We start from the raw sequence: 22,044 nt of genomic DNA, 5'->3' as shown, positions 1-22,044 counted from the left end.
GGCCGCGGCCTGCCGGTCCAGCGCCGGCGTCGGGAGGGAGTCCGGGACGACCGGGCTCACCGCCCCCGGTCCGGCCCGCGGTTCTCAGCCGGCCCTGGCGATGACCTGCCCGACGACGGAGAAGCGCTGCTCGCACTCCGGGCAGGTCGCCTCACCGAAGGCATAGGTGAGGGCAAGCGCGACGTCCTCCTGGCCGTCGGCCAGGGCGAGTTCGTAAAGGCGCCGGCCGAGACCTTCGAGGGCGCGGGGATCGGCCGGATGGAGAGGGAAGGTCTCGACGTCGTCGGAAAGGGCGTAGTCCTCCGCCGCGCTGAAGAAGCCCCGCTCTCCGAGCACCACCCACAGCGACGCGCACCCGCCGGGAGCGGGGCACTCGAACTCGTACTCCTCGCCGACGAGACCACCCGTCAGGTCCTCCGCCCAGTGGATGTCGCCCTCCAGGTCGAGGACCGCCTCCAGCAGGCAGCAGTAGTCGCTCCGCTCGGCGGTGACCTTCCTCCACCGGTTCGCGGCCCCCAGGAGGCACGCGACCTCCGGCGCGTACCGGTGCCGCAGATCGCGCGTCTCGTGCCGCCGGTCGGCCTGGACGAGCAGGGCGCCGGCCAGGTGGAGGGCCGAAGCCGCCACGTCGGCCTCGTCGGACCGCGCCATGCCGGCCAGCGTGCGCAGCACCAGCGGATGGGCGACGTCCAGCGTGCCGTTGTGGTACAGCTCCGTCCACAGCTCGCTCCAGGCCCGGCTGTCCGCACCCGTGGCGGCACGTTCCAGCAGGGCCCTCAGGCGTTCGGATGCGGCGTCGTACGCTCGGGGATCGGGAGAACTGGTCGTCATCTCCGGTATCCAAGCAGACTGCCGCAAGCGCGCTTTCGCCGATCAGCCGAGGCGCGCACGACCGCGGCCTCGCGGGCCGAGGACCGCGGTGCGGCCGGGGCAGAAAGGGGGACCGGCCCGGTCAGATCGGAGCGATGGCTTCGGTACGACGACGCCGAGCACAACGGGGGACGCGCCGGCGTCGTTTCTCAGGGCGCACGGGTGTCACCCCTCGAAGTGGTGGCTGAACAGCTTCTCGATCAACGCCCACAGGGCACGGGCCCCGAGCGCGACGGTGAGCCGACCAGCAACCTCGCGGATCTTCCCCTTGGCCTCCTGGGAAGGACGCGTTCTTTCCATCACTCCACCTCATCTCCGGGGCCGCGTCCCGTCGCCATGCGCAACGAGGCGCCCCCCTCTCGGAGCTGAGGCGACGCAAGGCTAGCCCCTGCTTGTGAGTGATCACCACTTCGGGCAAGGGATGATGCCGCGGCGTGCCTGCACCGGCCGTTTCGGAATGCCGTCCGCAGTCGTCGGAGGCAGATGATGCTGCGGGCGAGTGCGAGCAGGCCCTGAGGGAGATCGGCGCGCGGCTCGTGGCGGACGCGGAGACGTGTGAACTGGCGCAGCCGGGCGAACGCGCGCTCTCCAACCCAACGCGCCTTCCCCAGCCCTGAGTCATGGGCGACGCCTCGTCGGGCGATCAGCGGTCCAGGTCCAGCGAGTCCGCGCGGCGCAGTTCGGTCAGCAGGGCGGAGTGCGGGCGCGGCCGGACGCGTGCCTCGGTCCGGTCCCGCGGCCGGCGCCGGGCCGTGACTCCCGAGCAGCCCACGGTCTCGGCAGGGACATCGCGCCAGGCGACACCGGTCCGCGGTACCAACAGGATGCCGGCGAACGCCGCCCGGTCGGACACCCGGAGCCGGCCGGGGTGCCGGCGGCGGCGCTCGGGCGCGGGCGGCAACAGCGGAGCCACCCGCGCCCACAAGTCGTCCGGAACAGGATCAGGGCGCACTCAGGGAGCCTGCTGGAGCAGATCACCGGTACAAGACCTGGGGGACGACTCCTCGTGGAACGATCTGCTATGCCCTGGTGACCGCCGGCGGGTTCCAGGTGCCGTCGAGCACCTCGGGCTCGGGTGCGTAGAGGCGCATGGTGATGCCCAGCGGGCCGGACGGGGCGGGCAGCCAGTTGGCCTCGCGGTCCGGGCCGGGGTTGCGCTGCGAGATGTAGAGGGTGAGCGAGCCGTCCTGCTGGTCGTGGACCAGGTCGTCGCGGTCGCCCAGGGCGAAGCGGTCGATCTCGTTCGCGACCTGGTAGCCCTCGGCGTCGTACATGGTCACCGACCAGAAGGCGCCGGCCGGGGGCATCGCGGCGGCCTCGAACCTGAGGAGGTAGTCGTTGTCGCCGTTGACGGGTTCGCCGTCGGCGTCGGCGGCCAGGACGGGGTAGACGGCGTCCTCGGGGGGATTGGCGCCGAGGCCGCCCGCGGCGACCCCGGCGCGCTTGAAGTAGCTGTTGCCGTACACGCCCATGGTGTCGAGGGAGGTCCGCCAGCCGTTGGCCGCGACGCCGAAGCTCGCCATCGAGCCGAGGATCTCCGCGAGTGCCTCCTGCGCGCCGGCGTCGATCTCGGCGAGGTCGGCCTCGGTGAACCTGCCGGGATCGAACTTCTGGCCCGGCACGATACCGAGGTTCGCGATCCGGGCCAGGACGGAGAAGTCCGCGACGTGTGGCGGATTGACCGCCAGCGCCTCGGCGGCCCAGCTGAAGAAGTCGACCGCGCTGAGCTTGTTCACCAGGGCGAGCGCGTCGGCCGTGACATCGATGTCGCTGTCGAGGTCGTCGTACCCGCGCGGAGGAACGGCGGTCAAGGTGTAGCCGTCCTGGACCTCCCAGACGGCCTCGTAGTCGGCCGGGCCGTTGGTCTGCGTCCGGCCGATGATCCACACGTGGGGAGTCGGTGCCCGCAGCACCGTCACACCGTCCCGGGGAGTGCCGTCGTAGTCGGGTCCGACGATGAGATAGTCCTGGTCGCCGGTCCCGGTGGTGCGCGCGCCGATGGTGGCGAACACGTCGGTCCACATGTCCATCAGCGGGAGCATGAAATAGCGGTCGGCGGTGTCGCTCACACGCAGCTCCACCGGGCCGCCGGTCAGGTCCAGCCAGGCGTTGGAATACAGCGTGTCGAAGTTCGGCCGCACCACGGCACGGAACTCCGCCGAAGGGAACTCGCGCATGTGGTGGAACTCGTTCGGTGGACCGTAGCCCGGCTGCTCCGCCGCGGGGGGCGACGTGGCCTGCCGACGGGTGACATCCATCATGACCAGCGGGTAGAGGTAGGTGTACGCCTCGCGGGCCAGGGTCCGCGGATCAGCCGACAGCGTGCTCATGCTTCATCGCCTCCGTCGTGTGACGAATCGTTGACGATCAGTCAGGAACAGTCTGCCGCTCCGTGATCCGCAGCGCCAGAGCGCCTCGCGAGCCGGCCGCGCCGCACGGTCGAGGTGCCCGCGAAGTCATTCTGGAACAGCCGGTCACGCGCCCAGGGAGCCTTCGGGGCCGTCCTTGCTTTCGGCCATCACCTTGCCACCGATGAAAGCCACGCTGAGGCCGAGGGCGCCGACGGCGACAGCCCCGAGCGTCTTGAGCCCCATGTTCAGGAACTTCTTGTTCTCGCTGTCCTTCAGGGACTCCAGCCTTCCCGTTTCCATGATCAGATCAAGGATGTACTTTCGCTCTTCCCAACCCTGGCACTCCTTGTCGAGTTGGCTCTGGAGGATCTCCCTGATGTGCCACAGGGCCTGATGGACATGCTCCTGGCTCTGCTTGTTGGCCGAGACCGCGGAATCAAACGACTTCTCCAGCGCGTTCACCACCTCCGTGGCGAACTCCTTGAACGAGGGGAACTGGTCGATGATCTTCAGGGCCACCTCGGTGCCCATGTCGGGCATCATGGCCGCGAACCTGATCATCTTGTCCTTGGAGAGGTTCCTCCAGGATTCGATCCCGAGCGCCCGCTTGATCTCGGCTTCGCTCTTGTAGCCCATGCCGTTGCTCCGTCCCCCGCCCTGTATTGATCACCCGAACCCCCGGCGCGCGCCCCCGCCCCACGGTGCCGTGGAGGATACAGCGCGCGCCCCGGCGGTGTTCAGCCGCGGTCGAGAAGGGCGGCGAGTCCGTCCAGGAGGCGCTGGAGGCCGAACTCGAAGAGCGCGTCGAGGTCGAGGTCGTACCCGGCCGTGGCGAGGCGGGTGAGGGCGGGGAAGCGACCGGTGGCCAGGATCTCCAGGAACTCGGGCTCCTGGGTGTCCATCCACTGCTCGCTGTCGAGGCCGCTGTACGCCTCGGCCTCCCGTTCGGACTCCAGGTTCACGGCGATGCCGCGGGCGTAGTTGAGCAGCATCAGGTGCGCCGTGAAGGCGGTGTGCAGGTCGACTCCGCGGGAGTGCAGGACCGAGAGCATCCACTCGCTGTACGGCAGCGCCGAGATCACCATCTGGGGACGGGTCACGGACAGGGCCGGCGCGAGCCACGGGTGGCGGCGGAACCGGTCCCACAGCCGCCGGCACGCCAGCTCGATCGCCACGCGCCAGTCCTCCGGCGCCTCGGCGGGCAGCGGGTGCTCGGCGATGACCATGTCCATCATCCGCGTCAGCAGGTCGTCCTTGTCGGTCACGTGCCGGTACAACGACATGGTCGCCACGCCGAGTTCGGCGGCCACCCGGCGCATCGAGACCGCGGCCAGCCCCTCCGCGTCGGCGACCGCGACCGCGGCGGTGACGATCCGGCCGAGCGTGAGGGCCGATGGGGCCGACGGCGCGGAGGGAGCCTCGGCCCGTCCGCCCTGGCGTCCGGCGGCAGCGGGACGGGGGCCGCGCGCCGGGCCGGCCGGGGCCGCCGCCACGACCGTTCCGACGCCGGGTACGGCGCGGACCATACCCTCGCGGCGCAGTTCGGTGAGCACCTTGGTCGCCGTCGCCATCGCGACGCCCCACTGCCGGGTGATCTCGCGGGTGGAGGGCACGCGGTCGCCCGGCGCCAGTTCGCCCGTCTCGATCCGCCGCCGCAGTTCGCCGACGATCCGGCTGTAGCGCGGCACCGCTTTCCCGTCCACCGACACCCTCCGCACTAGTGCACCTGAACGGGCGCCATCGTAGCCCCGACGCCGGGGAATCCGCGCGCACGGGCACCCATCCTCGCCACATGCACTAGTGCGGCGCACAGCAACTACCCGTTCAACACCTGGAGTTCACGCTTGCACACCGGCTGCGTACGCCGTACATTCGCGTTATGCCCCACAACGAGATACTCATCTGCGGCGCCGGCATCGCCGGGCCCGCACTGGCGTACTGGCTACGCGAGGGAGGCTTCGCCGTCACGATCGTGGAGCGCGCGCCTGCGCCCCGGCCGGGCGGGCAGACCGTGGATCTGCGCGGCGCCGGCCGGACCGTGATCGAACGGATGGGCCTGATGGGCCGGGCCAGGGCGGAGAGCGTGGACCAGCGCGGTCTCGCGCTCGTCGACGCCTGCGGCCGGATCACCGCCCGGCTGCCCGCCGACAGCTTCGGCGGCGAGGGGATCGTCTCCGAGAACGAGATCCTCCGCGGCGACCTCGCCCGACTGCTGTACGAGGCGAGCCTGCCGGGCACGGAGTACCTGTTCGACGACACCATCACCGCGATGGAGCAGGGCGCGGACGGGGTCACCGTCACCTTCGAGAAGGCCGCGCCGCGCCGGTTCGGGCTGGTCGTCGGCGCGGACGGGCCGCACTCCGTGGTGCGTACGCTGGCGTTCGGCCCGGAGCGGGAGTTCGTCCGTCCGCTCGACCTCTACACGGCCTGGTTCACCGCCGCCGACGACCTGGACCTCGACGGCTGGTACCTGATGCACAACGCGCCCGGCGGCCTGGTCGCGTCCGCCCGGCCCGGCCGCCTGCCCGGCGAGATCAAGGCGGGCCTCAGCTTCCGGTCTCCTCCCCTCGCCTACGACCGCCGTGACATCACCGCCCAACAGGACTTGCTGGCCCGGCGTTTCGCCCGCGTCGGCTGGGAGACCCCACGTCTGCTGCGGGCGATGCGCACCGCCCCGGACTTCTTCCTCGACTCCATGGGCCAGGTCCGCCTCGACCGCTGGTCGCGCGGCCGGGTCGCGCTGCTGGGCGACGCCGGGTACTGCGCGACCCCGCTGACCGGCCTGGGGACCAGTCTCGCCCTGGTCGGCGCCTACGTCCTGGCCGGCGAACTCGCCACCGCCGGAGGCGACCACCGCGTCGCCTTCCGCCGCTACGACGAGGTCATGCGCCCGTACGTGAACCAGGCCCAGCGACTCCCGCCGGGCGGCGCCTCGGGATACGCCCCCTCGGGCCGCCTCGGCATCCGCCTGCGGGACCTCTCCATGCGGCGGATGACCCGCTGGCCGATGCGCGACCTGCTCGCGTCCCAGTTCGCCAAGGCCGGGGACATCGCTCTGCCCGCGTACGGAACGGCCGCCCGTCTCCACGGTCGGCTACCGGGGTTCGGCTCCTGAGCCCGGCGACGCGAGGAACTCACGGGCCCCGCGCAACCTGGTGCGAAGGACCCGTCGGGTTACGAGCACTGTCCAGCCGGACGTCCAGCGCCCCGGGAATGCTGAGGTCCGCCCGCCTCCCCGCGGGCAGCGCGGCGGGGTCCAGCCCGTCCCGGCGGGCGACGAGGACGCCGAGTTCGTACCGGCTGACGGCGTCGGCCCCTGCCACGTGGCAGATCCCGGCGCGGTCCGAGAAGGCGAGCTCCAGAAGGGCGGACGCGAGGTCCGCGACATGGACGGGGCAGCGGATGTCGTCGGTGAACAGCACTCCGTCACGGCGGCCTGCGGCCATCTCGTGCACGAGCGACTCGTGCGCCGACGCGCCGTCGCCGATGACCAGCGACGTACGCGCGACGACAGCCCCGGGCACCAGCACGCCGATCGCGGTCTCGGCGGCGGCCTTCGCGGCGCCGTAGGGGGTGACCGGGTCCGGGCGCGCGGACTCGTCGTAGTGGACCCGGGCGCCGGAGAACACCGCGTCGCTCGACACATGGACCAGCCGCGCCCCTCCGCGTTCGGCGGCCACGGCCACCCGGACGGCCCCCTCGGCCGTCGTCGCCCAGTCGGACGCCCGCGAGGCCGTGTTGATCACCACGGTCGGACGCAACCGGTCGACGGCCGAGGCGACTTCCCCCGGACGCCGGACGTCCATCGGCAGCCATTCGGCATCCACGGGTGCTCCGGGACGGGTCACGAAGGTCGCCACGACGGCATGCCCGGCCGCCGTCGCCCGTCGGACCAACTCCCCGCCGAGGAAGCCGCTGCCGCCGATGATGAGAAGAGTCATGGGGTGACACGATAGGCGTGAACGTGCCCCGGCCGACCGTTGGTCGCCCGGCCCGGACCACTTGTGTGCCCGCCTGGCGCGGCGGGGGGCGCGTCGGCGGCGGGGGCGTGTGACAGGTCGGCGCCGGCTGCCACGACACGCCGGACGCCGCGGCGTCGCTCGGACCAGGTCGAGCACAGCGGTCGCGGCGCTCCGGCGGCCCGTCAGGTCCGGGCGGCCGCGCCGAGGCCGCCCGTGGGCGCAGGGCATGATGGCAGGCACGTGTCCGGAGGCCGAGGGGAGAGACCGGTGACCGCCATGCCGCACGAGGAGTCCCGACCGGGACAGGACGAGCCGGCCATCCGGCTCGACCGTTGGGACGCCACCTGGCCGGACGACGATCCGCACGCCAACTTCAAGTCGGATGTCGCCCTTTACGGCAAGCTCGACCCGCTCGTCACCCTGCGGGGCATGTCGGAGAACCTGGACATCCCCGTGGGCGCCCTCGCCCGCTATGTGCTGGCCCGGTGGGCGACCGGTGGCAGTGGCGGGTTGCTGGAGGTGGGCCCCGTGATGGTGCACCGGCTGTGGGAGCCGATCGCCGAGGCCGAACAACTGGACAGCGACAGCGAGCGGCTGCGGGCGTACCACCAGCTGCGGGAGATGATCGCCTGGCTCAAGCTGCCGCTGGACGAACCGTCCGTCTATCCGGCGCAGTACGACGGCCCCGAGCACGACGACGCCCCGGACGACCCGGAGGGCGCACCCGAGTGAGCCCGGCCCCGCCCAGTCCGCCGGGTGGAGCGGCAACCGGCCGTCGAACCACCGAAGCCCCCCTGCGCGGCCCCGTCGCCAAGCAGACGAGCCACGCCCTCCACATCCCAGGAGCCCTCATGCCCGCGCCGGACGTCCCCACCCTCACCAGCCGCAACCGCTCCCCCGAACCCCCCGTCCCCCACGCCGCCCTCGGCGTCGGCGCGATCGTCCTCGGCGAGCGGGGCATCCTCCTCGGCCGCCACCGGCGCGGCACCCTCGAACTGCCGGGCGGTACCGTGGAGCCCGGGGAGTCCCTGGAGGAGACCGTCGTACGGGAGCTCGCCGAGGAGACCGGACTGATCGTACGGACCGCGGACGTCAGGCTGCTGGGCACGCTGGTCGACCACGTCGAGGACGTCGTACGGGTCACCGTCGGCGCCCTCGTCACCACCTGGCAGGGCAGCCCGGCCACCCAGCCGGACGAGCGCGTCGGCGACTGGGCCTGGTACCCCCTGGACCGGCTGCCCGACGGTCTGTTCGTGTGCAGCGCGCAGATCCTCACCGCGTGGCGGCCCGAACTGCCCATCGCGCACACACCGGCGTACTTCACCCCGTACGCCTAGGGTCCGGGAGGAGGGCGACGCCGTTCGCGCCCGGCGTCGCCCTCGCCCGTGCGTCCCGCTACAGCGCCCGCTCCAACCGCTCCGCCATCAGCTTCACGAAGCGCGCCGGGTCCTTCGGCCGGCCGCCCTCCGCGAGGACCGCGAGGCCGTGCAACAGCTCGGCGGTCTCGGCGAGTCCGGTGCCTTCGCCGTGCTCGGCGTAGGCCGCGTTGAGGCCCTTGACCAGGGCGTGGCCGGGATTGAGTTCGAGGATGCGCTTGGCCCGGGGGACCTCCTGGCCCATGGCGCGGTACATGTCCTCCAGCGCCGGGGTGAGGTCGTGCGCGTCGGAGACGACGCAGGCCGGCGAGACGGTGAGCCGGGAGGACAGCCGTACCTCCTTGATGTCCTCCTCCAGCTGCTTGCCCATCCACTCCAGCAGGCCGGCGTACGCCTCGTTCCGCTTCTCCCGCTCCTCGTCGGCGGCTCCGTCCTCGCCCTTCGCGTCGAGGTCGAACTCGCCCTTGGCGACGGACTTCAGCTTCTTGCCGTCGAACTCGCCCACCGCGTCGACCCACACCTCGTCCACGGCGTCGGTGAGCAGCAGCACCTCGATGCCCCGGTCGCGGAACGCCTCCATGTGCGGGGAGTTCTCGATGGCCTGGCGGGATTCTCCGGTCAGGTAGTAGATGTCCTCCTGGCCGTCCTTCATCCGCTCCACGTAACCCTGGAGCGTGGTCGGCTCGGTGTCGTCGTGCGTGCTCGCGAACGAGGCGACGGCGAGGAGGGTTTCGCGGTTCTCCGCGTCGGTGACCAGGCCCTCCTTGAGGACGGTGCCGAACTCCCGCCAGAACGTGGCGTAGCGGTCCGACTCCTCGGCCATCAGGTCCTTGACCGTGGAGAGGACCTTCTTCGTCAGCCGGCGGCGCATCATCTCGATGTGGCGGTCCTGCTGGAGGATCTCGCGGGACACGTTGAGCGAGAGGTCCGCCGCGTCGACGACGCCCTTGACGAAGCGCAGGTACGGCGGCAGCAGCGCCTCGCAGTCGTCCATGATGAACACCCGCTTGACGTACAGCTGTACGCCCCGCCGGAAGTCCCGGGTGAACAGGTCGTGCGGGGCGTGCGCGGGCAGGAAGAGCAGCGCCTGGTACTCGAAGGTGCCCTCCGCCTGGAGCCGGATGGTCTCCAGCGGGTCGCGCCAGTCGTGGCCGATGTGCTTGTACAGCTCGTGGTACTCGTCCTCGGACACCTGGTCGCGCGGCCGGGCCCACAGCGCCTTCATGGAGTTGAGGGTCTCCGGCGCCGCGTCGCCCTCGTCGGCGGCGCCCTCGGACGTCATCCGGATCGGCCAGGTGATGAAGTCCGAGTACCGCTTGATGATCTCCCTGATCTTCCAGGGTGAGGTGTAGTCGTGGAGCTGGTTCTCCGGGTCGGCGGGCTTGAGGTGCAGGGTGACCGAGGTGCCCTGCGGCGCGTCCTCGACCGCCGTCAGGGTGTACGTCCCCTCGCCGCGCGAGGTCCAGCGGGTGCCCCGGCCTTCCCCGGCCCGCCGGGTCACCAGGGTGACCTCGTCGGCCACCATGAAGCCGGAGTAGAAGCCGACACCGAACTGGCCGATGAGCCCCTCCTCGCCGGCCGCGTCCTTGGACTCCCGCAGCTCGCGCAGGAATTCGGCGGTGCCGGAGTTGGCGATGGTGCCGATGAGCTGCCCGACCTCGTCGTACGACATACCGATGCCGTTGTCCCGCACGGTGAGGGTGCGGGCCTCGTTGTCGACGTCCAGCTCGATGTGCAGGTCGGACACATCGGCGTCGAGCGCGTCGTCCCGCAGCTTCTCCAGGCGCAGCTTGTCCAGCGCGTCGGACGCGTTGGAGACGAGCTCGCGCAGAAAGACATCCTTGTTCGAGTACACGGAGTGGATCATCAGCTGGAGCAGCTGACGGGCCTCCACCTGAAACTCAAACGTCTGCGTCGACATGTTCGCGGATACCTCACAGGTCCTGTCGTGGGAACTGGCGGCAGCCACTGTAAAACACCATGTCAGGACGGAGGGCCACATCAGGCCCAGAAGGACTGGGCGAGGGCCGCGCCCAGGAAAGCGGCGCCGAGGCCCGCGACGACGCTCGCGACGACGTTGGCGGCGGCGAGGAAGCGCGCGCCGTCCTCGGCGAGGCGCAGGGTCTCGTAGGAGAACGTGGAGTACGTGCTCAGCGCCCCGCACAGCCCGGTGCCGATCAGCAGCTGGAGGTCCGAGGACATCCCGCCGGCGAGGACCGCCCCGGTGACCAGGCCGAGGACGAGGCTGCCGACGACGTTGACGGTGAAGGTGCCCCAGGGGAAGACGGTGTCGTGCCTCGACTGCACGGTGCGGTCGGTCAGATAGCGCAGCGGGGCGCCGACGGCGGCTCCGGCGATGACCAGCAGCCAGTTCACGAACTCTCCTTCACGTCATGCTTGTGGTGCCACATGTCGTCCTCGCCCACCGGGACCGCGAGGCGCGGGACCGTGAGCTGTGCGGCGGGACCGGCCGGTGTCGTCATGCCGCCCTCCACCCGATGACGCGCCGGGTGAGGTGCGCGGTGGTCCACACGGCCGCGAGGGCGCCGAGCGTGGTCGCGGCGAGGTCCAGCAGGCCGGTGGTGGCCCGGCCGGTGCCGGTCAGGCGCTCGATGTCCACGGTGTAGGCGGAGAAGGTGGTGAACCCGCCGAGGAACCCGGTGCCGAGGAAGGGTCCGACCAGGCGGTGACCGGCCCGGACGTCGGTGGTGACGACCATGAGGACGCCGATGACGGCGCAGCCGGTGACGTTCACCCAGAACGTGGTCCAGGGGAAGGCGCCGGACGCGGTCGGCCACAGCAGCGCGGCCGCGTAGCGGGCGCAGGACCCGAGGGCGCCGCCCGCGGCCACGGCCGCGAGGACCGGCCACTGCGCGCGCCGACGCGCACGCCCGCGGGCGGGCAGGCGCCGCCCGATGCCGAGTTCGATGGGTTCGTTCAGCGCGGTCCGCTCCGCCACATGGGCCTCCTCGTGCAGAGCGCCCAGGGCATGCCGGGGCGCGCTTCGTCGTAAGGAGGGACCATTGGCGGCGACATTGCCGCGGTTGGGTACGGCGGGACCCACCGCCGTGCGGGGACCGGGGTCACGCCGCGTGCCCAGGATAGCGGGAATCGGGTACGGCCTGATGACGGGACCGCACTCCGGGACGACCGCCCGACGGCGCGGGGGCCCCGGCCCTCCCACCGGGCAGTCCTCCCCGTCACGGCGTGGATCGGCGGGTTCTGGCCGCGCCGCGCGCCCATGCGTCGCGCGGCGCGCTGGGACGGTGCCGTGCCGCTCTTCGAGACCGCCCGTCACGGGCAGGTCCCGGAGGTGGCCCAGGTGCGCGAACTGATCGACCATGTCCGCGCGCACCGTACGACCGACCGTGGACGCCCCTTCGATTTCGTCCTCGGCGGCGCCACCCCGGCGGACCCCGCGAGGGCCAGGGACGTGATCGGCCCGCTGCGCGACGCCGGTGCCACCTGGTGGGACGAGCGGCAGCTCCAGGGCGGGCCCGGTCTGGACCGGCTGGAGCCGGTGCTGCGGCGCGTGGAGGCGGGACCGCCGACGCTCTGACGGGGTCCGTCACCTCACCGACACGCCAGACATACAGGGGCAAAGTGTGACAAATCAGATATCAGAATTGCAAAAGTTTGCAATTGGTTAGATGCTTTGTTCGTTGTATTCGCAACGAGAGAAGAAGAGGGATTGTGTCGGTTCCGCTGTACCAGGCGAAGGCCGAGTTCTTCCGGATGCTCGGTCACCCCGTACGGATACGGGTGCTCGAACTGTTGCAGGACGGGCCGACGCCGGTCCGGGACCTGCTCGCCGCCATCGAGGTGGAGCCGTCCAGCCTCTCCCAGCAGCTGGCTGTACTGCGCCGCTCGGGGATCGTCACCTCCACCCGCGAGGGCTCGACGGTCGTCTACCAGCTGGCCGGCGGTGACGTGGCCGACCTGATGCGGGCCGCGCGCCGGATCCTCACCGAGATGCTCACCGGGCAGCACGAACTGCTCACCGAACTGCGGGAAGCCGAGGTCTCCGCCCGATGAGCACCGCTCTCTCCCGGGGCGTACGGACCGTACGCACCCGGATCACCTCCTTGCTGCCCGGCCGCTCCGACCTCGCCGCGGTACGGCGCGACCCGCGCCGGGACCTGCTCGCCGGCCTCACCGTCGCCATCGTCGCGCTCCCCCTCGCCCTCGGCTTCGGCGTCTCCTCCGGGCTCGGCGCCGAGGCGGGCCTGGCCACCGCGGTGATCGCCGGTGCGGTCGCGGCGGTGTTCGGCGGCTCGAACCTCCAGGTGTCGGGGCCGACCGGCGCGATGACCGTCGTCCTCGTGCCGATCGTCGGCCGGTACGGGCCCACCGGTGTGCTCACCGTCGGCCTGATGGCGGGTGTCCTGCTGATCGTGCTGGCCGCGCTGCGCGCCGGAAAGTACATGCAGTACGTGCCCGCGCCGGTGGTGGAGGGCTTCACCCTCGGCATCGCCTGTGTGATCGGGCTCCAGCAGGTGCCGAACGCGCTCGGCGTGCCCGCGCCCAAGGGCGACAGGGTGCTGGTGGTGACCTGGCGGGCGTTCGAGGAGTTCGCGAAGGCGCCGAACTGGACCGCCGTCGGGCTCGCGCTCGCCGTGGCCGCCGTGATGCTGCTCGGCGCCCGGTTGCGGCCCACGGTCCCCTTCTCCATCCTCGCCGTGATCGCCGCGACCGTCGTCGCCCAGCTCGCCCATCTCACCGCGGCCAAGCCGATCGGTGAGCTGCCGTCCGGTCTGCCCGCGCCCTCCCTCTCCTTCCTCCACGTCGGCTCGCTCGGCTCCCTGGTGGCGCCCGCCGTGGCCGTGGCCGCGCTGGCCGCCCTGGAGTCCCTGCTGTCGGCGTCGGTCGCCGACGGCATGACCGTCGGGCAGCGGCACGACCCGGACCGCGAGCTGTTCGGGCAGGGCCTGGCCAACATCGCCGCCCCGCTCTTCGGCGGCGTCCCGGCCACCGGCGCGATCGCGCGCACGGCGGTCAACGTGCGCACCGGAGCCGGTTCCCGGACCGCCGCGTTCACCCACGCCGTGGTCCTCGCGGTGATCGTCTTCGCCGCCGCTCCCCTGGTCGCGAAGATCCCGCTGGCCGCGCTCGCGGGCGTACTGCTGGCCACCGCGGTCCGCATGGTCGAGGTCGGCTCGCTGAAGGCCATGGCCCGGGCCACCCGGTCGGACGCCGTGATACTCGTCCTCACCGCGGTCGGCACCCTCGCCCTGGACCTCGTCTACGCCGTGATCATCGGCCTGGCCGTGGCCGGCGCCCTCGCGCTGCGTGCCGTGGCCCGGCAGGCGCGCCTGGACCGGGTGCCGCTGGACCGGGGCGACCACAGCGCGGAGGAGCACGCGCTGCTCGCCGAGCACATCGTGGCCTACCGGCTCGACGGTCCGCTGTTCTTCGCCGGCGCCCACCGCTTCCTGCTGGAGCTGACCGAGGTCGCCGACGTCCGCGTGGTGATCCTGCGCATGTCGCGGGTGTCGACCATCGACGCCACCGGCGCCCTGGTGCTCAAGGACGCGGTGGAGAAGCTGCGCCGGCGCGGCATCGTCGTCCTTGCCTCCGGCATACGGCCCGGACAGCGGCGCGTCCTCGACTCGGTCGGCGCGCTGGAGCTGCTGCGGCCCGACGGCCAGGACTACGCCACCACCCCCGAGGCGATCCAGGCGGCCCGTGGCCATCTTGAGGGCGTCGTGCCCGCGTTCCCGGCCCAGCGGACCGCCTCGACGCCCTCGACACCCACCGAGGAAGTCGTCCGATGAACGAGACGGCCACGACGGGGCACCGCCCCGGCCCGACGGAGCGATGATGTCCCAGGCCCTGCAGACCCTCCCCCACCGCCATGTGCTCACCCTGCCCACCGTCCCGAAGGCGGTGCGCGTCGCCCGGGAGACCGCCGAACAGACCTTCGTGGAATGGGGCATCGGGCTGCGCCACCACGTCGTGGACCCGGCGCTGCTGATCCTCAGCGAGCTGGTCACCAACAGCGTCCGGCACGCGGCCGAGGTCTCCCCCGAGGTCACCGTGATCTACGCGGCCGCCCACGACTGCTTCGCCTTCGCCGTGCACGACCGCCACCCCTACCAGCCCCACCTGCGCACCGCGCCCACCGGACCGGGGGGCCTCGCCACCGTGATGGAGCTGGTCCTCGGCCTCGGCGGCACCGCGGTGGTCCGCGCGGACGCCGACGGCGAGGGCAAGAGCATCTGGATCACCCTGCCCCTGTAGGAACCGCGCGGAACCGCCGGACCACGCCTCCCCCTCCTCCCCCGCACAAGGAAGTTGCCGCCGCATGACCATCGACTGGCGCTACACCATCGAGCAGGATCTCGGCATCCTCTCCGTCGCCGGCTACCTCGGCCCGGACGCCGTACGCCGCTTCAACGGCGCCATCGGCTGGGTCGTCGCGCGCGGCACCGGGCCGGTCGTCCTCGACCTGACCGAGCTGCGCAACTGGTCCGCGGAGGGCCAGGTGGCCATCACCGAGGCCGCCCGCATGCTCGCCGCCTCCGGGCGCGGCCTGGAGCTGGCCGCCATACCCGCCGACGGCTCCCTGGTCCCGGTCGGCGACTGCCCGGACATCCCGGTCCACTGCGACCTGGCCGCCGCGCTCGCCGCCCACGGCCGGGGCTCGTCCACGCCGGACGACGAACGCCAGGAGTGGCGCACCGACGGCTGGCCGGACCCCGCCTCCTGACCCGCGTACCCGCGCCGGAACCGGCCTGCGTACGATCCCTTTCGACCCACCCTCCAGAAAGAGTTCCATGAGCGACAACCTCCCCGCCTGCCCCGCCTGCTCGGGCACGTTCACCTACGAGATGGGCGCGCTGCTCGTCTGCCCCGAGTGCGGCCACGAGTGGTCGGCGTCCTCGGGCGCGGCCGCCGAGGAGGGCCGGGTCGTCCGGGACGCGGTCGGCAACGTGCTCGCCGACGGCGACACCGTGACCGTGGTCAAGGCGCTCAAGGTGAAGGGCAGCCCCTCCGGCATCAAGGCGGGCACCAAGGTCCGCAACATCCGGCTCGTGGACGGCGTGGACGGCCATGACATCGACTGCAAGATCGACGGCTTCGGGGCCATGCAGCTGAAGTCCAGCGTGGTCAAGAAGGCCTGAACGGCCGCCTCACGCGTGCGGGAGGACGGGGCGCGTGTGCCTGACCGGTACAAAGGGGTGGATGCGGTGAGTACGCCGCTGTATCGGCTGAAGGCCGAGTTCTTCAAGACGCTCGGGCATCCGGCGCGCATCCGGGTCCTGGAGCTGCTCGGCGAACGGGAGCACGCGGTCGCGGAGATGCTGCCCGAGGTGGGCATCGAACCCGCCCACCTCTCCCAGCAGTTGGCCGTGCTGCGCCGCGCCAACCTGGTCAGGACCCGCAAGGAGGGCTCGACCGTCCACTACTCCCTGACCAGCCCCCACGTGGCCGAACTGCTGCGGGTGGCACGGACGATCCTGTCCGGTGTCCTCGCGGACCAGGCGGAGCTGCTCGCCGATCTGCGCGCGGGCCGGCCGGGGGCCGGTCCGCGGGCGTAGACGGCCTGTTCCCGGTCTGCTTCTCTCGACGGAACCCCCATCCGGCGGCAAAAGCTACCGAAACCAGGCAAAGCACTCGGAAAACCGCGTAACTCCGGCCACTCCTTCCCCTGTTGGGTCCGGCGAAAGCCCTCATCAGCAGCCGGGAGAGGTTCATGGGCCTGTTGCGCAAGATCCGGAGCACCGGGCGGATCGCCGAGCCCGCCCCACCCCGTCCTGACGGGCAACCGCCCGAGAACGCACGGAGGTTGGGCGGCTCGGCACAGGTGCGCTGCGTGGACGCGGGCTCCTGCAACGGCTGTGAGATCGAGATCGCCGCGGCCTTCAACCCGGTGTACGACGCCGAGCGCTACGGCGCCCGCCTGGTGGCCTCGCCCCGGCACGCGGACGTGGCCCTGGTGACCGGTCCGGTGACCCGGAACATGGCCGGGCCGCTGCGCCGGACGCTGGCCGCGATGGCCGAACCACGGCTGGTGGTCGCGGTCGGCGACTGCGCGATCGACTGCGGGGAGTTCGCCGGCGGGTACGGCGTCGAGGGCGCGGTCGGCGAGGTCGTACCGGTGGATCTCGCGGTGCCCGGGTGCCCGCCGGAGCCGGCGGCGATCGTGGCCGCGCTGCGCCGGGTGACCGGGCGGTGAACGTGATCCCGGCCGCCCTGACGACGGCCACCGCGCTGGGCGGCGCGGGCGCGCTGGCGGGCGTCGTGCTGCCGTACCGGCCGCGGGTCGTGGCCGTCGGCGCGCTGACCGCCGGTGCCGGGGTGAGCGGCGCGGCGGCGGGCGTGGCCGCGCTCGGCGGCGGGCGCTGGGCGGCCGTGTTCCCCGGGCTGCTGCCGCTGACCGGGACGCGGGTGGCGGTGGACGCCCTGGCGGGGCTGTTCATGGCCGTCGCGGGCGCGGTCGTGGCGGCGGTCGGGGTGTACGGCATCGGGTACGCGGCCGGGCACGGGCCGGGCGCCCTCGGCTCGCGGACCGCGCAGGCGGTGCTGCCGCTGTTCGCGCTGTCCCTCGTCCTCGTCCCGGTGGCCGCGTCGGTGTCCACGTTCCTGGTGCTGTGGGAGCTGATGGCGTTGGGCTCGCTGTCGCTGGTCCTCGCCGAGCACGCCGAGCGCCCGACCGTGCGGCAGGCCGGTGTCCGGTACGCGGTGATGACCCATCTCGGCCTGGTCCTGCTGCTCGCCGGGTTCGCGCTGTTCGCCGCGAAGGCGCACGGCGAGACCTTCACCGCGCTGCGGACCGGCGCGCACCTCCTCTCCCCCGCCGCGCGCGGACTGGTCTTCGCACCTGTGGCGACGGCGTTCGTGTCGAAGGCGGGCGCGGTGCCGCTGCACGCCTGGCTGCCCCGGGCCCATCCCGAAGCGCCCAGCCCCGTCTCGGCGTTGATGAGCGCCGCCATGGCCGGCCTCGGCGTCTACGGCCTCGTCCGCACCGGTCTCGACCTGCTGGGCGGCGGCCCGGCGTGGTGGTGGCTGGGGCTGCTGGCGCTCGGCGGGCTCAGCGCCGTCCACGGCATCCTCCAGGCGGCGATGGCGTCCGACCTCAAGCGACTGCTGGCGTACTCGACCGTCGAGAACATGGGCCTCGTCCTCGTCGGCGTCGGCGCGTGCGGGCTGTTCGCGGCCGACGGCGACCGTCCGCTGGCCGCGCTGGCGCTCGCCGCGGCGCTGCTGCATCTCGTCAACCACGCCGCCTTCAAATCCCTGTTGTTCTGCGCGGCCGGGTCCGTGCTGCGCGCCACGGGGCTGCGCGACCTGGACCGGCTGGGCGGTCTGCGCTCCCGGATGCCCGTCACGGCCGCCTTCTTCGCGGTGGCCGCGCTCGGCGCCGTGGCGCTCCCGCCCGGCAACGGCTTCACCGGCGAGTGGCTGCTGCTCCAGTCCCTGATGCACGGAATAAAGGTGCCCGGGGTCGCGGTCGCCGTCGTGCTGCCCCTGTCGGTGGCGCTGATCGCGCTGTCGGCCGGGATCGCCGCCGCCGTGTTCGTCAAGGCGCTCGGGGTCGCGTTCTTCGCCCGCCCGCGCGACGAACGGGCCGCCGCGGCACGCGAGGCACCGCCCCCGATGCTGGCCGGGATGGCCCTGCTCGCGGTGGGCACGGTGGCGCTCGCGGTGGCGCCGGGGCTGCTCGGCGACGGTCTCGACCGGGCGGTGGAGGCGGTGCGACTGCCCGGGACGGGCGCCGTGACCGGCGGCGGGCTCGGGGTGCGTCTGACCGGCGTCTCCGCCTCGCTGTCCCCGCTGTGGGTGGCGGCCGCCCTCACCGCCGCGCTGGTGCTCGCGACCGGGCTGCCCCGGCTCCGCGGCCGCCGGCGCCGGGTCGGCGCACGGCTGTGGGACTGCGGGGGCGGGGCGCCGACGCCGCGCATGGCGTACACGGCGACCTCGTTCGCCGAGCCGCTGCAACGGGTCTTCGACGATGTGCTCGCGCCGGAGCAGGACGTGGACGTCACCCCGGTGCGCGAGTCGACGTACCTGGTGGAACGGGTCCGGTTCCGGCACCGGGTGCCCGACCGGATCGAACACCGGCTGTACGAACCGGTGTCGGCGGGGCTGGCCGGCATCGGACGGGCGGCCAGGCGGCTCGCGGGCGGCAGCGTGCATGTGTATCTCGGCTATGGCTTCGCGGGGCTGGTGGTCCTGCTGTCGGTGCTGGCGGTGGGCTGGTGAGGAACGGGACCGGGTACGCGGCCGTCGCCGGCCAGGTCGTGGCCGTGGTGGCCGGGGCGCCGCTGCTGACGGGGTGGATGCGGCTGGTGCGGGCCCGGCTGGAGGGCCGGGCCGGGGCCGGAGTGCTCCAGCCCTGGCGGGACACGCGCAAACTGCTGCGCAAGGAGCCCGTCACACCGGCCGGGACCGGGCCCGCCTTCCGGGCCGCGCCCGCGCTGCTGGTCGCCACCACGGTGGTGGCCGCCGCGCTGGTGCCGCTGCTGTCCACCGCGACGCCGGTGAGCGGGCACGCGGACCTGATCCTGGTGGTGGCGCTGCTCGCGCTCGGCACGCTCGCCCTCGCGCTGGCGGGCCTGGACACCGGCACGGCGTTCGGCGGGATGGGCGCGTCCCGGGAGATGACCGTCGCGGCGCTGGTCGAACCGACCATCCTGCTCTCGGTGTTCGCGTTGTCGATGCCGGCCGGGACCACCAACATCCCGGCCATCGTCTCCGGCGCGGCCGGTCAGTCGGCGCGGCCGGCCTCCCCCGCCGGACTCCTCGCCATCGCCGCGCTGGCGGTCGCGGTGCTCGCCGAGACCGGCCGCATCCCGGTCGACAACCCCGCCACCCACCTCGAACTCACCATGATCCACGAGGCGATGGTGCTGGAGTACGCGGGCCCCGACCTCGCGCTGGTCGAACTGGGCGCCCAGATGCGGCTGACGCTGCTGCTGGGGCTGCTGTCCTCGCTGTCCGTGCCGTGGGGCATCGCCACCGGCGCGTCCTGGGCCGCGCTGGCCGTTGCCCTGGCGTTGTTCGCGCTGAAGGTGGCCGTGCTGGGCGCGCTGCTCACGGCCGCCGAGGTGTGCTGGGCGAAGGTGCGGCTGTTCCGGGTGCCGGAACTCCTCGCGGGTTCCTTCCTGTTGGCGCTGCTCGCGGTGTCGGCCTCGTACTTCCTGAACGGAGCGTCATGAGCGGCGGCCCGTACACGCGGCTCCTCGATCTGGCCTGCGGCGTCTTTCTGCTGGCGGCCGTTCTGGTGCTGTGGCGACGCGAACTCGCTGCGATCATCCGGGTGTTCGCCCTCCAGGGGGTGGCCCTGGCCGCGGTCGCCGTCCTGCTCGGCGCGCACGAGCGGCGGTGGGACCTGGTCGGGGCGGGTCTCGGCATCGGCCTGCTGCGGGCGGGCGTCCTGCCGTACCTGATGCGGCGCACGCCGGCCGCGCTGTCCGCCGACCGGGGCGGTGAGGAGGGGCGCGAGACCCGGCCGCTGGTCAACACGGCGGCCTCGCTGCTGACCGCGGCCCTGCTCACCCTCCTCGCCTGCGCGGTGTCCCGGCCGCTGATCCTGCTCGACGCGACCCCGGCCACCCGTGCGCTGCCGGTGGGCCTCACGGTCGTGCTGACCGGGTTCTTCGTGCTGGTGACCCGTCGCCGGGCGCTCGCCCAGGTGGTCGGGTTCCTGCTGCTGGACAACGGCATCACCGCCACCGCCTTCCTCGCCACGTCCGGTGTGCCGCTCATCGTCGAACTGGGCGTCTCCTTCGATGTGCTGCTGGCGGTGCTGGTGCTGCAGATCCTCACCACCCGGATGCGGGCGGCCTTCGGCACGACCGACATCGACGACCTGCGGGAGCTGCACGACTGATGAACGCGACGCCGACCGCCGCCGTCCTGCTCACCGCGCCCGCCGCCGTACCGCTGCTGGCGGCGGCCGCGTACGCGCTCACCCCGGTACGGTCGCTCCGACCGGTCCCGGTGCGGGTGCGGACCCCGGAGCCGGTGGGGGTGGGGGTGTCCGGGGGTCCGGCGGGAGTGCTCCCCGGCCAGGCCACCGGGTCACCGGCCGGACGACCCCTCGTGCGGCAAGAGCCCCCGCACTCCCCGTACTTCCCGCGACGCCGGCCCGCCGTCCGGGCCGGTCTCCTCTCCCCCCTCGTGATCCTCCTCTGCGGAGCCCTCCTCGCCGACCGGGTCCTGCGTACGGGCCCGCTGACCGCCTGCTCCGGGCTGCTGCGGGCCGACGCCCTCAGTGCCTGGATGCTGCTGGTCGTGGGCGCCGTCGCGCTGATCGCGTGCGCGTCGGCGCCCGCGTACCTCGCGGGTGAGCGCGCCGCCGGGCGCGCGAGCCGTCGTACGGCGTGGCGGTATCAGCTACTGGTGCAGGCGTTCCTGGCCGCGATGTCTCTGGCCGTGGTGACCGCCAACCTGGGAGTGCTGTGGGTGGCGGTCGAGGCCACGACCATCGTGACGGCCTTCCTGGTGGGCCACCGCCGCACCCGCGCCTCGGTGGAGGCCGCGTGGAAGTACGTGGTGATCTGCTCGGCGGGCATCGCGCTCGCCTTCCTCGGCACGGTGCTGGTCTACTACGCGGCCCGGCAGGCGGGCGTCGCCGAGTCCTGGGCGCTGGACTGGCCCACGCTGGTCGCCCACGCCGACCGCCTGGACCCGGCGGTCACCCGGCTCGGCATCACGCTGATCGTCCTCGGTTTCGGCGCCAAGGCGGGGCTGGTCCCCCTGCACGCCTGGCTGCCGGACGCGCACAGCCAGGCACCCGCGCCGGTCTCCGCGCTGATGTCGGGGGTGCTGCTGTCCGTGGCGTTCTCGGCGATCCTGCGCTACCGGGTGATCGCCGACGCCGCCCTCGGCGCCGGTTTCACCCGGGTGCTGCTGGCCGGGATCGCCCTGTTCACCCTGGCCCTCGCCACCGGGCTGCTGCTGGCCCAGCGCGACCACAAGCGGATGCTGGCCTACTCCAGCATGGAGCACATGAGCCTGATCGCCCTGGCCGCGGCGGTCGGGAGTCCCCTCGCCCTGTCGGCCGCGCTGCTGCACATCGCCGGGCACGGGCTGGCCAAGTCGGCCGCGTTCTGCGCCTCGGGCCGGATCCTGCAGCTGACCGGTACCTCGCGCATCGGCCGGATCCGGGGGCTGCTCGGCCGGGCGCCGCTGCCGGGCGGGGTGTTCGGCTGCGCGATGGCCGCGCTGCTGGGCTTCCCGCCGTTCGGCCTCTTCGCCTCCGAACTCGGCATCGCCCGCGCCGGTTTCGCCGCCGGGACCGGGCTCGCCTGGGCGACGGCCACGGCCCTGCTGCTGGTGCTCACCGCGTTCACCGCGCTCGCGGCCCGTACCGCCCATATGCTCCTCGGCCGGGCGCCCGACAGGCCGAAGGAGCCTCGCGAGAAAGGCATGTGGCCCCTGCTCCTCGCCCTGGCGGCCTGCGCGGTCCTGGGCACCGCCACCGGGCCCCTCACCGGCCTGCTGGGCGCCGCCGCCGGCGCGATCGGAGGGCGCTGA

General features: G+C 72.8%; 21 protein-coding genes and 4 pseudogenes. 15 read left to right on the top strand and 10 right to left on the bottom strand.

Annotated elements, in window-relative coordinates:
* Positions 1-84: 84 nt before the first annotated feature.
* From ACWDD7_RS09125 to ACWDD7_RS09100, 6 genes and pseudogenes are all read right to left on the bottom strand, one after another.
* Complete coding sequence (locus ACWDD7_RS09125) at positions 85-831, bottom strand: hypothetical protein (protein WP_450456896.1); 747 nt, start codon at positions 829-831, stop codon at positions 85-87.
* A gap of 204 nt (positions 832-1,035) precedes the next feature.
* Positions 1,036-1,170: a hypothetical protein gene (locus tag ACWDD7_RS09120; protein ID WP_351875513.1), complete on the bottom strand. Its 135-nt coding sequence runs from the start codon at positions 1,168-1,170 to the stop codon at positions 1,036-1,038.
* 158 nt (positions 1,171-1,328) lie between these two features.
* A pseudogene (locus ACWDD7_RS09115) lies at positions 1,329-1,822 on the bottom strand (transposase); the annotation flags it as partial.
* Positions 1,823-1,889: 67 nt separating this feature from the next.
* Entirely contained in the window at positions 1,890-3,200 is a 1,311-nt protein-coding gene (locus ACWDD7_RS09110) for a DUF1254 domain-containing protein (protein WP_450456895.1), read from the bottom strand.
* 144 nt (positions 3,201-3,344) lie between these two features.
* Complete coding sequence (locus ACWDD7_RS09105) at positions 3,345-3,857, bottom strand: hypothetical protein (RefSeq protein ID WP_450456894.1); 513 nt, start codon at positions 3,855-3,857, stop codon at positions 3,345-3,347.
* A 101-nt stretch (positions 3,858-3,958) separates the two neighbouring features.
* On the bottom strand, positions 3,959-4,924 hold the full coding sequence (locus tag ACWDD7_RS09100; protein ID WP_450456893.1) for a TetR/AcrR family transcriptional regulator C-terminal domain-containing protein: 966 nt from the start codon (positions 4,922-4,924) through the stop codon (positions 3,959-3,961).
* Between the two features lie 176 nt (positions 4,925-5,100).
* On the opposite strand from ACWDD7_RS09100, the gene ACWDD7_RS09095 reads away from it, so the two are divergent.
* A complete protein-coding gene (locus ACWDD7_RS09095; RefSeq protein ID WP_450456892.1) occupies positions 5,101-6,336 on the top strand; it encodes an FAD-dependent monooxygenase in 1,236 nt (411 codons plus the stop codon).
* Here the strand turns inward: ACWDD7_RS09095 and ACWDD7_RS09090 are convergent.
* Positions 6,316-7,162 (bottom strand): annotated as a pseudogene (locus ACWDD7_RS09090) (SDR family oxidoreductase). The gene ACWDD7_RS09095 and the pseudogene ACWDD7_RS09090 sit on opposite strands and share 21 nt — an antisense overlap.
* Positions 7,163-7,459: 297 nt before the next feature.
* Here ACWDD7_RS09090 and ACWDD7_RS09085 point away from each other — a divergent pair.
* Positions 7,460-7,915: a DUF6027 family protein gene (locus ACWDD7_RS09085; RefSeq protein ID WP_351875539.1), complete on the top strand. Its 456-nt coding sequence runs from the start codon at positions 7,460-7,462 to the stop codon at positions 7,913-7,915.
* 149 nt (positions 7,916-8,064) lie between these two features.
* Positions 8,065-8,520 (top strand): annotated as a pseudogene (locus ACWDD7_RS09080) (nucleotide triphosphate diphosphatase NUDT15); the annotation flags it as partial.
* 58 nt (positions 8,521-8,578) lie between these two features.
* Here ACWDD7_RS09080 and htpG read toward each other — a convergent pair.
* The 3 genes from htpG to ACWDD7_RS09065 all read right to left on the bottom strand — a co-directional run bounded on the left by htpG (position 8,579) and on the right by ACWDD7_RS09065 (position 11,488).
* Entirely contained in the window at positions 8,579-10,480 is a 1,902-nt protein-coding gene (gene htpG, locus ACWDD7_RS09075; RefSeq protein WP_450456891.1) for a molecular chaperone HtpG, read from the bottom strand.
* Between the two features lie 80 nt (positions 10,481-10,560).
* Entirely contained in the window at positions 10,561-10,935 is a 375-nt protein-coding gene (gene crcB, locus ACWDD7_RS09070; protein ID WP_351875536.1) for a fluoride efflux transporter CrcB, read from the bottom strand.
* Positions 10,936-11,038: 103 nt separating this feature from the next.
* Positions 11,039-11,488, bottom strand: a complete 450-nt coding sequence (locus ACWDD7_RS09065) for a FluC/FEX family fluoride channel (protein WP_450456911.1) — start codon at positions 11,486-11,488, stop codon at positions 11,039-11,041.
* A 279-nt stretch (positions 11,489-11,767) separates the two neighbouring features.
* On the opposite strand from ACWDD7_RS09065, the pseudogene ACWDD7_RS09060 reads away from it, so the two are divergent.
* The 12 genes and pseudogenes from ACWDD7_RS09060 to ACWDD7_RS09005 form a co-directional block, all read left to right on the top strand.
* Positions 11,768-12,118: pseudogene (locus ACWDD7_RS09060) on the top strand (LLM class flavin-dependent oxidoreductase); the annotation flags it as partial.
* Positions 12,119-12,252: 134 nt separating this feature from the next.
* Positions 12,253-12,594, top strand: coding sequence for an ArsR/SmtB family transcription factor (locus ACWDD7_RS09055; RefSeq protein ID WP_285557331.1), 342 nt, complete (start codon positions 12,253-12,255; stop codon positions 12,592-12,594).
* Positions 12,591-14,333, top strand: coding sequence for a SulP family inorganic anion transporter (locus tag ACWDD7_RS09050; RefSeq protein ID WP_351866234.1), 1,743 nt, complete (start codon positions 12,591-12,593; stop codon positions 14,331-14,333). The genes ACWDD7_RS09055 and ACWDD7_RS09050 overlap by 4 nt, the downstream gene beginning before the upstream one ends.
* 46 nt (positions 14,334-14,379) lie before the next feature.
* A complete protein-coding gene (locus tag ACWDD7_RS09045) occupies positions 14,380-14,799 on the top strand; it encodes an ATP-binding protein (RefSeq protein ID WP_285557333.1) in 420 nt (139 codons plus the stop codon).
* Between the two features lie 64 nt (positions 14,800-14,863).
* On the top strand, positions 14,864-15,268 hold the full coding sequence (locus ACWDD7_RS09040; protein WP_392216498.1) for an STAS domain-containing protein: 405 nt from the start codon (positions 14,864-14,866) through the stop codon (positions 15,266-15,268).
* 67 nt (positions 15,269-15,335) lie between these two features.
* A complete protein-coding gene (locus tag ACWDD7_RS09035) occupies positions 15,336-15,683 on the top strand; it encodes a zinc ribbon domain-containing protein YjdM (RefSeq protein WP_351866239.1) in 348 nt (115 codons plus the stop codon).
* 66 nt (positions 15,684-15,749) lie between these two features.
* Entirely contained in the window at positions 15,750-16,100 is a 351-nt protein-coding gene (locus ACWDD7_RS09030; RefSeq protein WP_351866241.1) for an ArsR/SmtB family transcription factor, read from the top strand.
* 155 nt (positions 16,101-16,255) lie between these two features.
* Entirely contained in the window at positions 16,256-16,738 is a 483-nt protein-coding gene (locus ACWDD7_RS09025) for an NADH-quinone oxidoreductase subunit B family protein (RefSeq protein WP_351866244.1), read from the top strand.
* Positions 16,735-18,765 (top strand): proton-conducting transporter transmembrane domain-containing protein, encoded by a 2,031-nt coding sequence (locus ACWDD7_RS09020; RefSeq protein ID WP_450456890.1) that lies wholly within the window; start codon positions 16,735-16,737, stop codon positions 18,763-18,765. Before ACWDD7_RS09025 ends, ACWDD7_RS09020 begins: the two co-directional genes overlap by 4 nt.
* Complete coding sequence (locus ACWDD7_RS09015) at positions 18,762-19,721, top strand: respiratory chain complex I subunit 1 family protein (RefSeq protein WP_450456889.1); 960 nt, start codon at positions 18,762-18,764, stop codon at positions 19,719-19,721. Before ACWDD7_RS09020 ends, ACWDD7_RS09015 begins: the two co-directional genes overlap by 4 nt.
* Entirely contained in the window at positions 19,718-20,395 is a 678-nt protein-coding gene (locus ACWDD7_RS09010; RefSeq protein WP_450456888.1) for a hypothetical protein, read from the top strand. Before ACWDD7_RS09015 ends, ACWDD7_RS09010 begins: the two co-directional genes overlap by 4 nt.
* Positions 20,395-22,044, top strand: coding sequence for a proton-conducting transporter transmembrane domain-containing protein (locus ACWDD7_RS09005; protein ID WP_450456887.1), 1,650 nt, complete (start codon positions 20,395-20,397; stop codon positions 22,042-22,044). The genes ACWDD7_RS09010 and ACWDD7_RS09005 overlap by 1 nt, the downstream gene beginning before the upstream one ends.

Source organism: Streptomyces sp. NPDC001056 (assembly GCF_053598955.1).
Note: the sequence above shows the minus strand (reverse complement) of the source record. Positions and strands in the feature narration are given on the sequence as shown.

Excerpts from the sequence above, each read along its gene's own strand:
- ACWDD7_RS09125 (WP_450456896.1), bottom strand. The coding sequence starts at position 831 with ATGACGACCAGTTCTCCCGATCCCCGAGCGTACGACGCCGCATCCGAA.
- ACWDD7_RS09120 (WP_351875513.1), bottom strand. The coding sequence starts at position 1,170 with ATGGAAAGAACGCGTCCTTCCCAGGAGGCCAAGGGGAAGATCCGCGAG.
- ACWDD7_RS09110 (WP_450456895.1), bottom strand. The coding sequence starts at position 3,200 with ATGAGCACGCTGTCGGCTGATCCGCGGACCCTGGCCCGCGAGGCGTAC.
- ACWDD7_RS09105 (WP_450456894.1), bottom strand. The coding sequence starts at position 3,857 with ATGGGCTACAAGAGCGAAGCCGAGATCAAGCGGGCGCTCGGGATCGAA.
- ACWDD7_RS09095 (WP_450456892.1), top strand. The coding sequence starts at position 5,101 with ATGCCCCACAACGAGATACTCATCTGCGGCGCCGGCATCGCCGGGCCC.
- ACWDD7_RS09085 (WP_351875539.1), top strand. The coding sequence starts at position 7,460 with ATGCCGCACGAGGAGTCCCGACCGGGACAGGACGAGCCGGCCATCCGG.
- htpG (WP_450456891.1), bottom strand. The coding sequence starts at position 10,480 with ATGTCGACGCAGACGTTTGAGTTTCAGGTGGAGGCCCGTCAGCTGCTC.
- ACWDD7_RS09050 (WP_351866234.1), top strand. The coding sequence starts at position 12,591 with ATGAGCACCGCTCTCTCCCGGGGCGTACGGACCGTACGCACCCGGATC.
- ACWDD7_RS09045 (WP_285557333.1), top strand. The coding sequence starts at position 14,380 with ATGTCCCAGGCCCTGCAGACCCTCCCCCACCGCCATGTGCTCACCCTG.
- ACWDD7_RS09040 (WP_392216498.1), top strand. The coding sequence starts at position 14,864 with ATGACCATCGACTGGCGCTACACCATCGAGCAGGATCTCGGCATCCTC.
- ACWDD7_RS09035 (WP_351866239.1), top strand. The coding sequence starts at position 15,336 with ATGAGCGACAACCTCCCCGCCTGCCCCGCCTGCTCGGGCACGTTCACC.
- ACWDD7_RS09025 (WP_351866244.1), top strand. The coding sequence starts at position 16,256 with ATGGGCCTGTTGCGCAAGATCCGGAGCACCGGGCGGATCGCCGAGCCC.
- ACWDD7_RS09010 (WP_450456888.1), top strand. The coding sequence starts at position 19,718 with ATGAGCGGCGGCCCGTACACGCGGCTCCTCGATCTGGCCTGCGGCGTC.
- ACWDD7_RS09005 (WP_450456887.1), top strand. The coding sequence starts at position 20,395 with ATGAACGCGACGCCGACCGCCGCCGTCCTGCTCACCGCGCCCGCCGCC.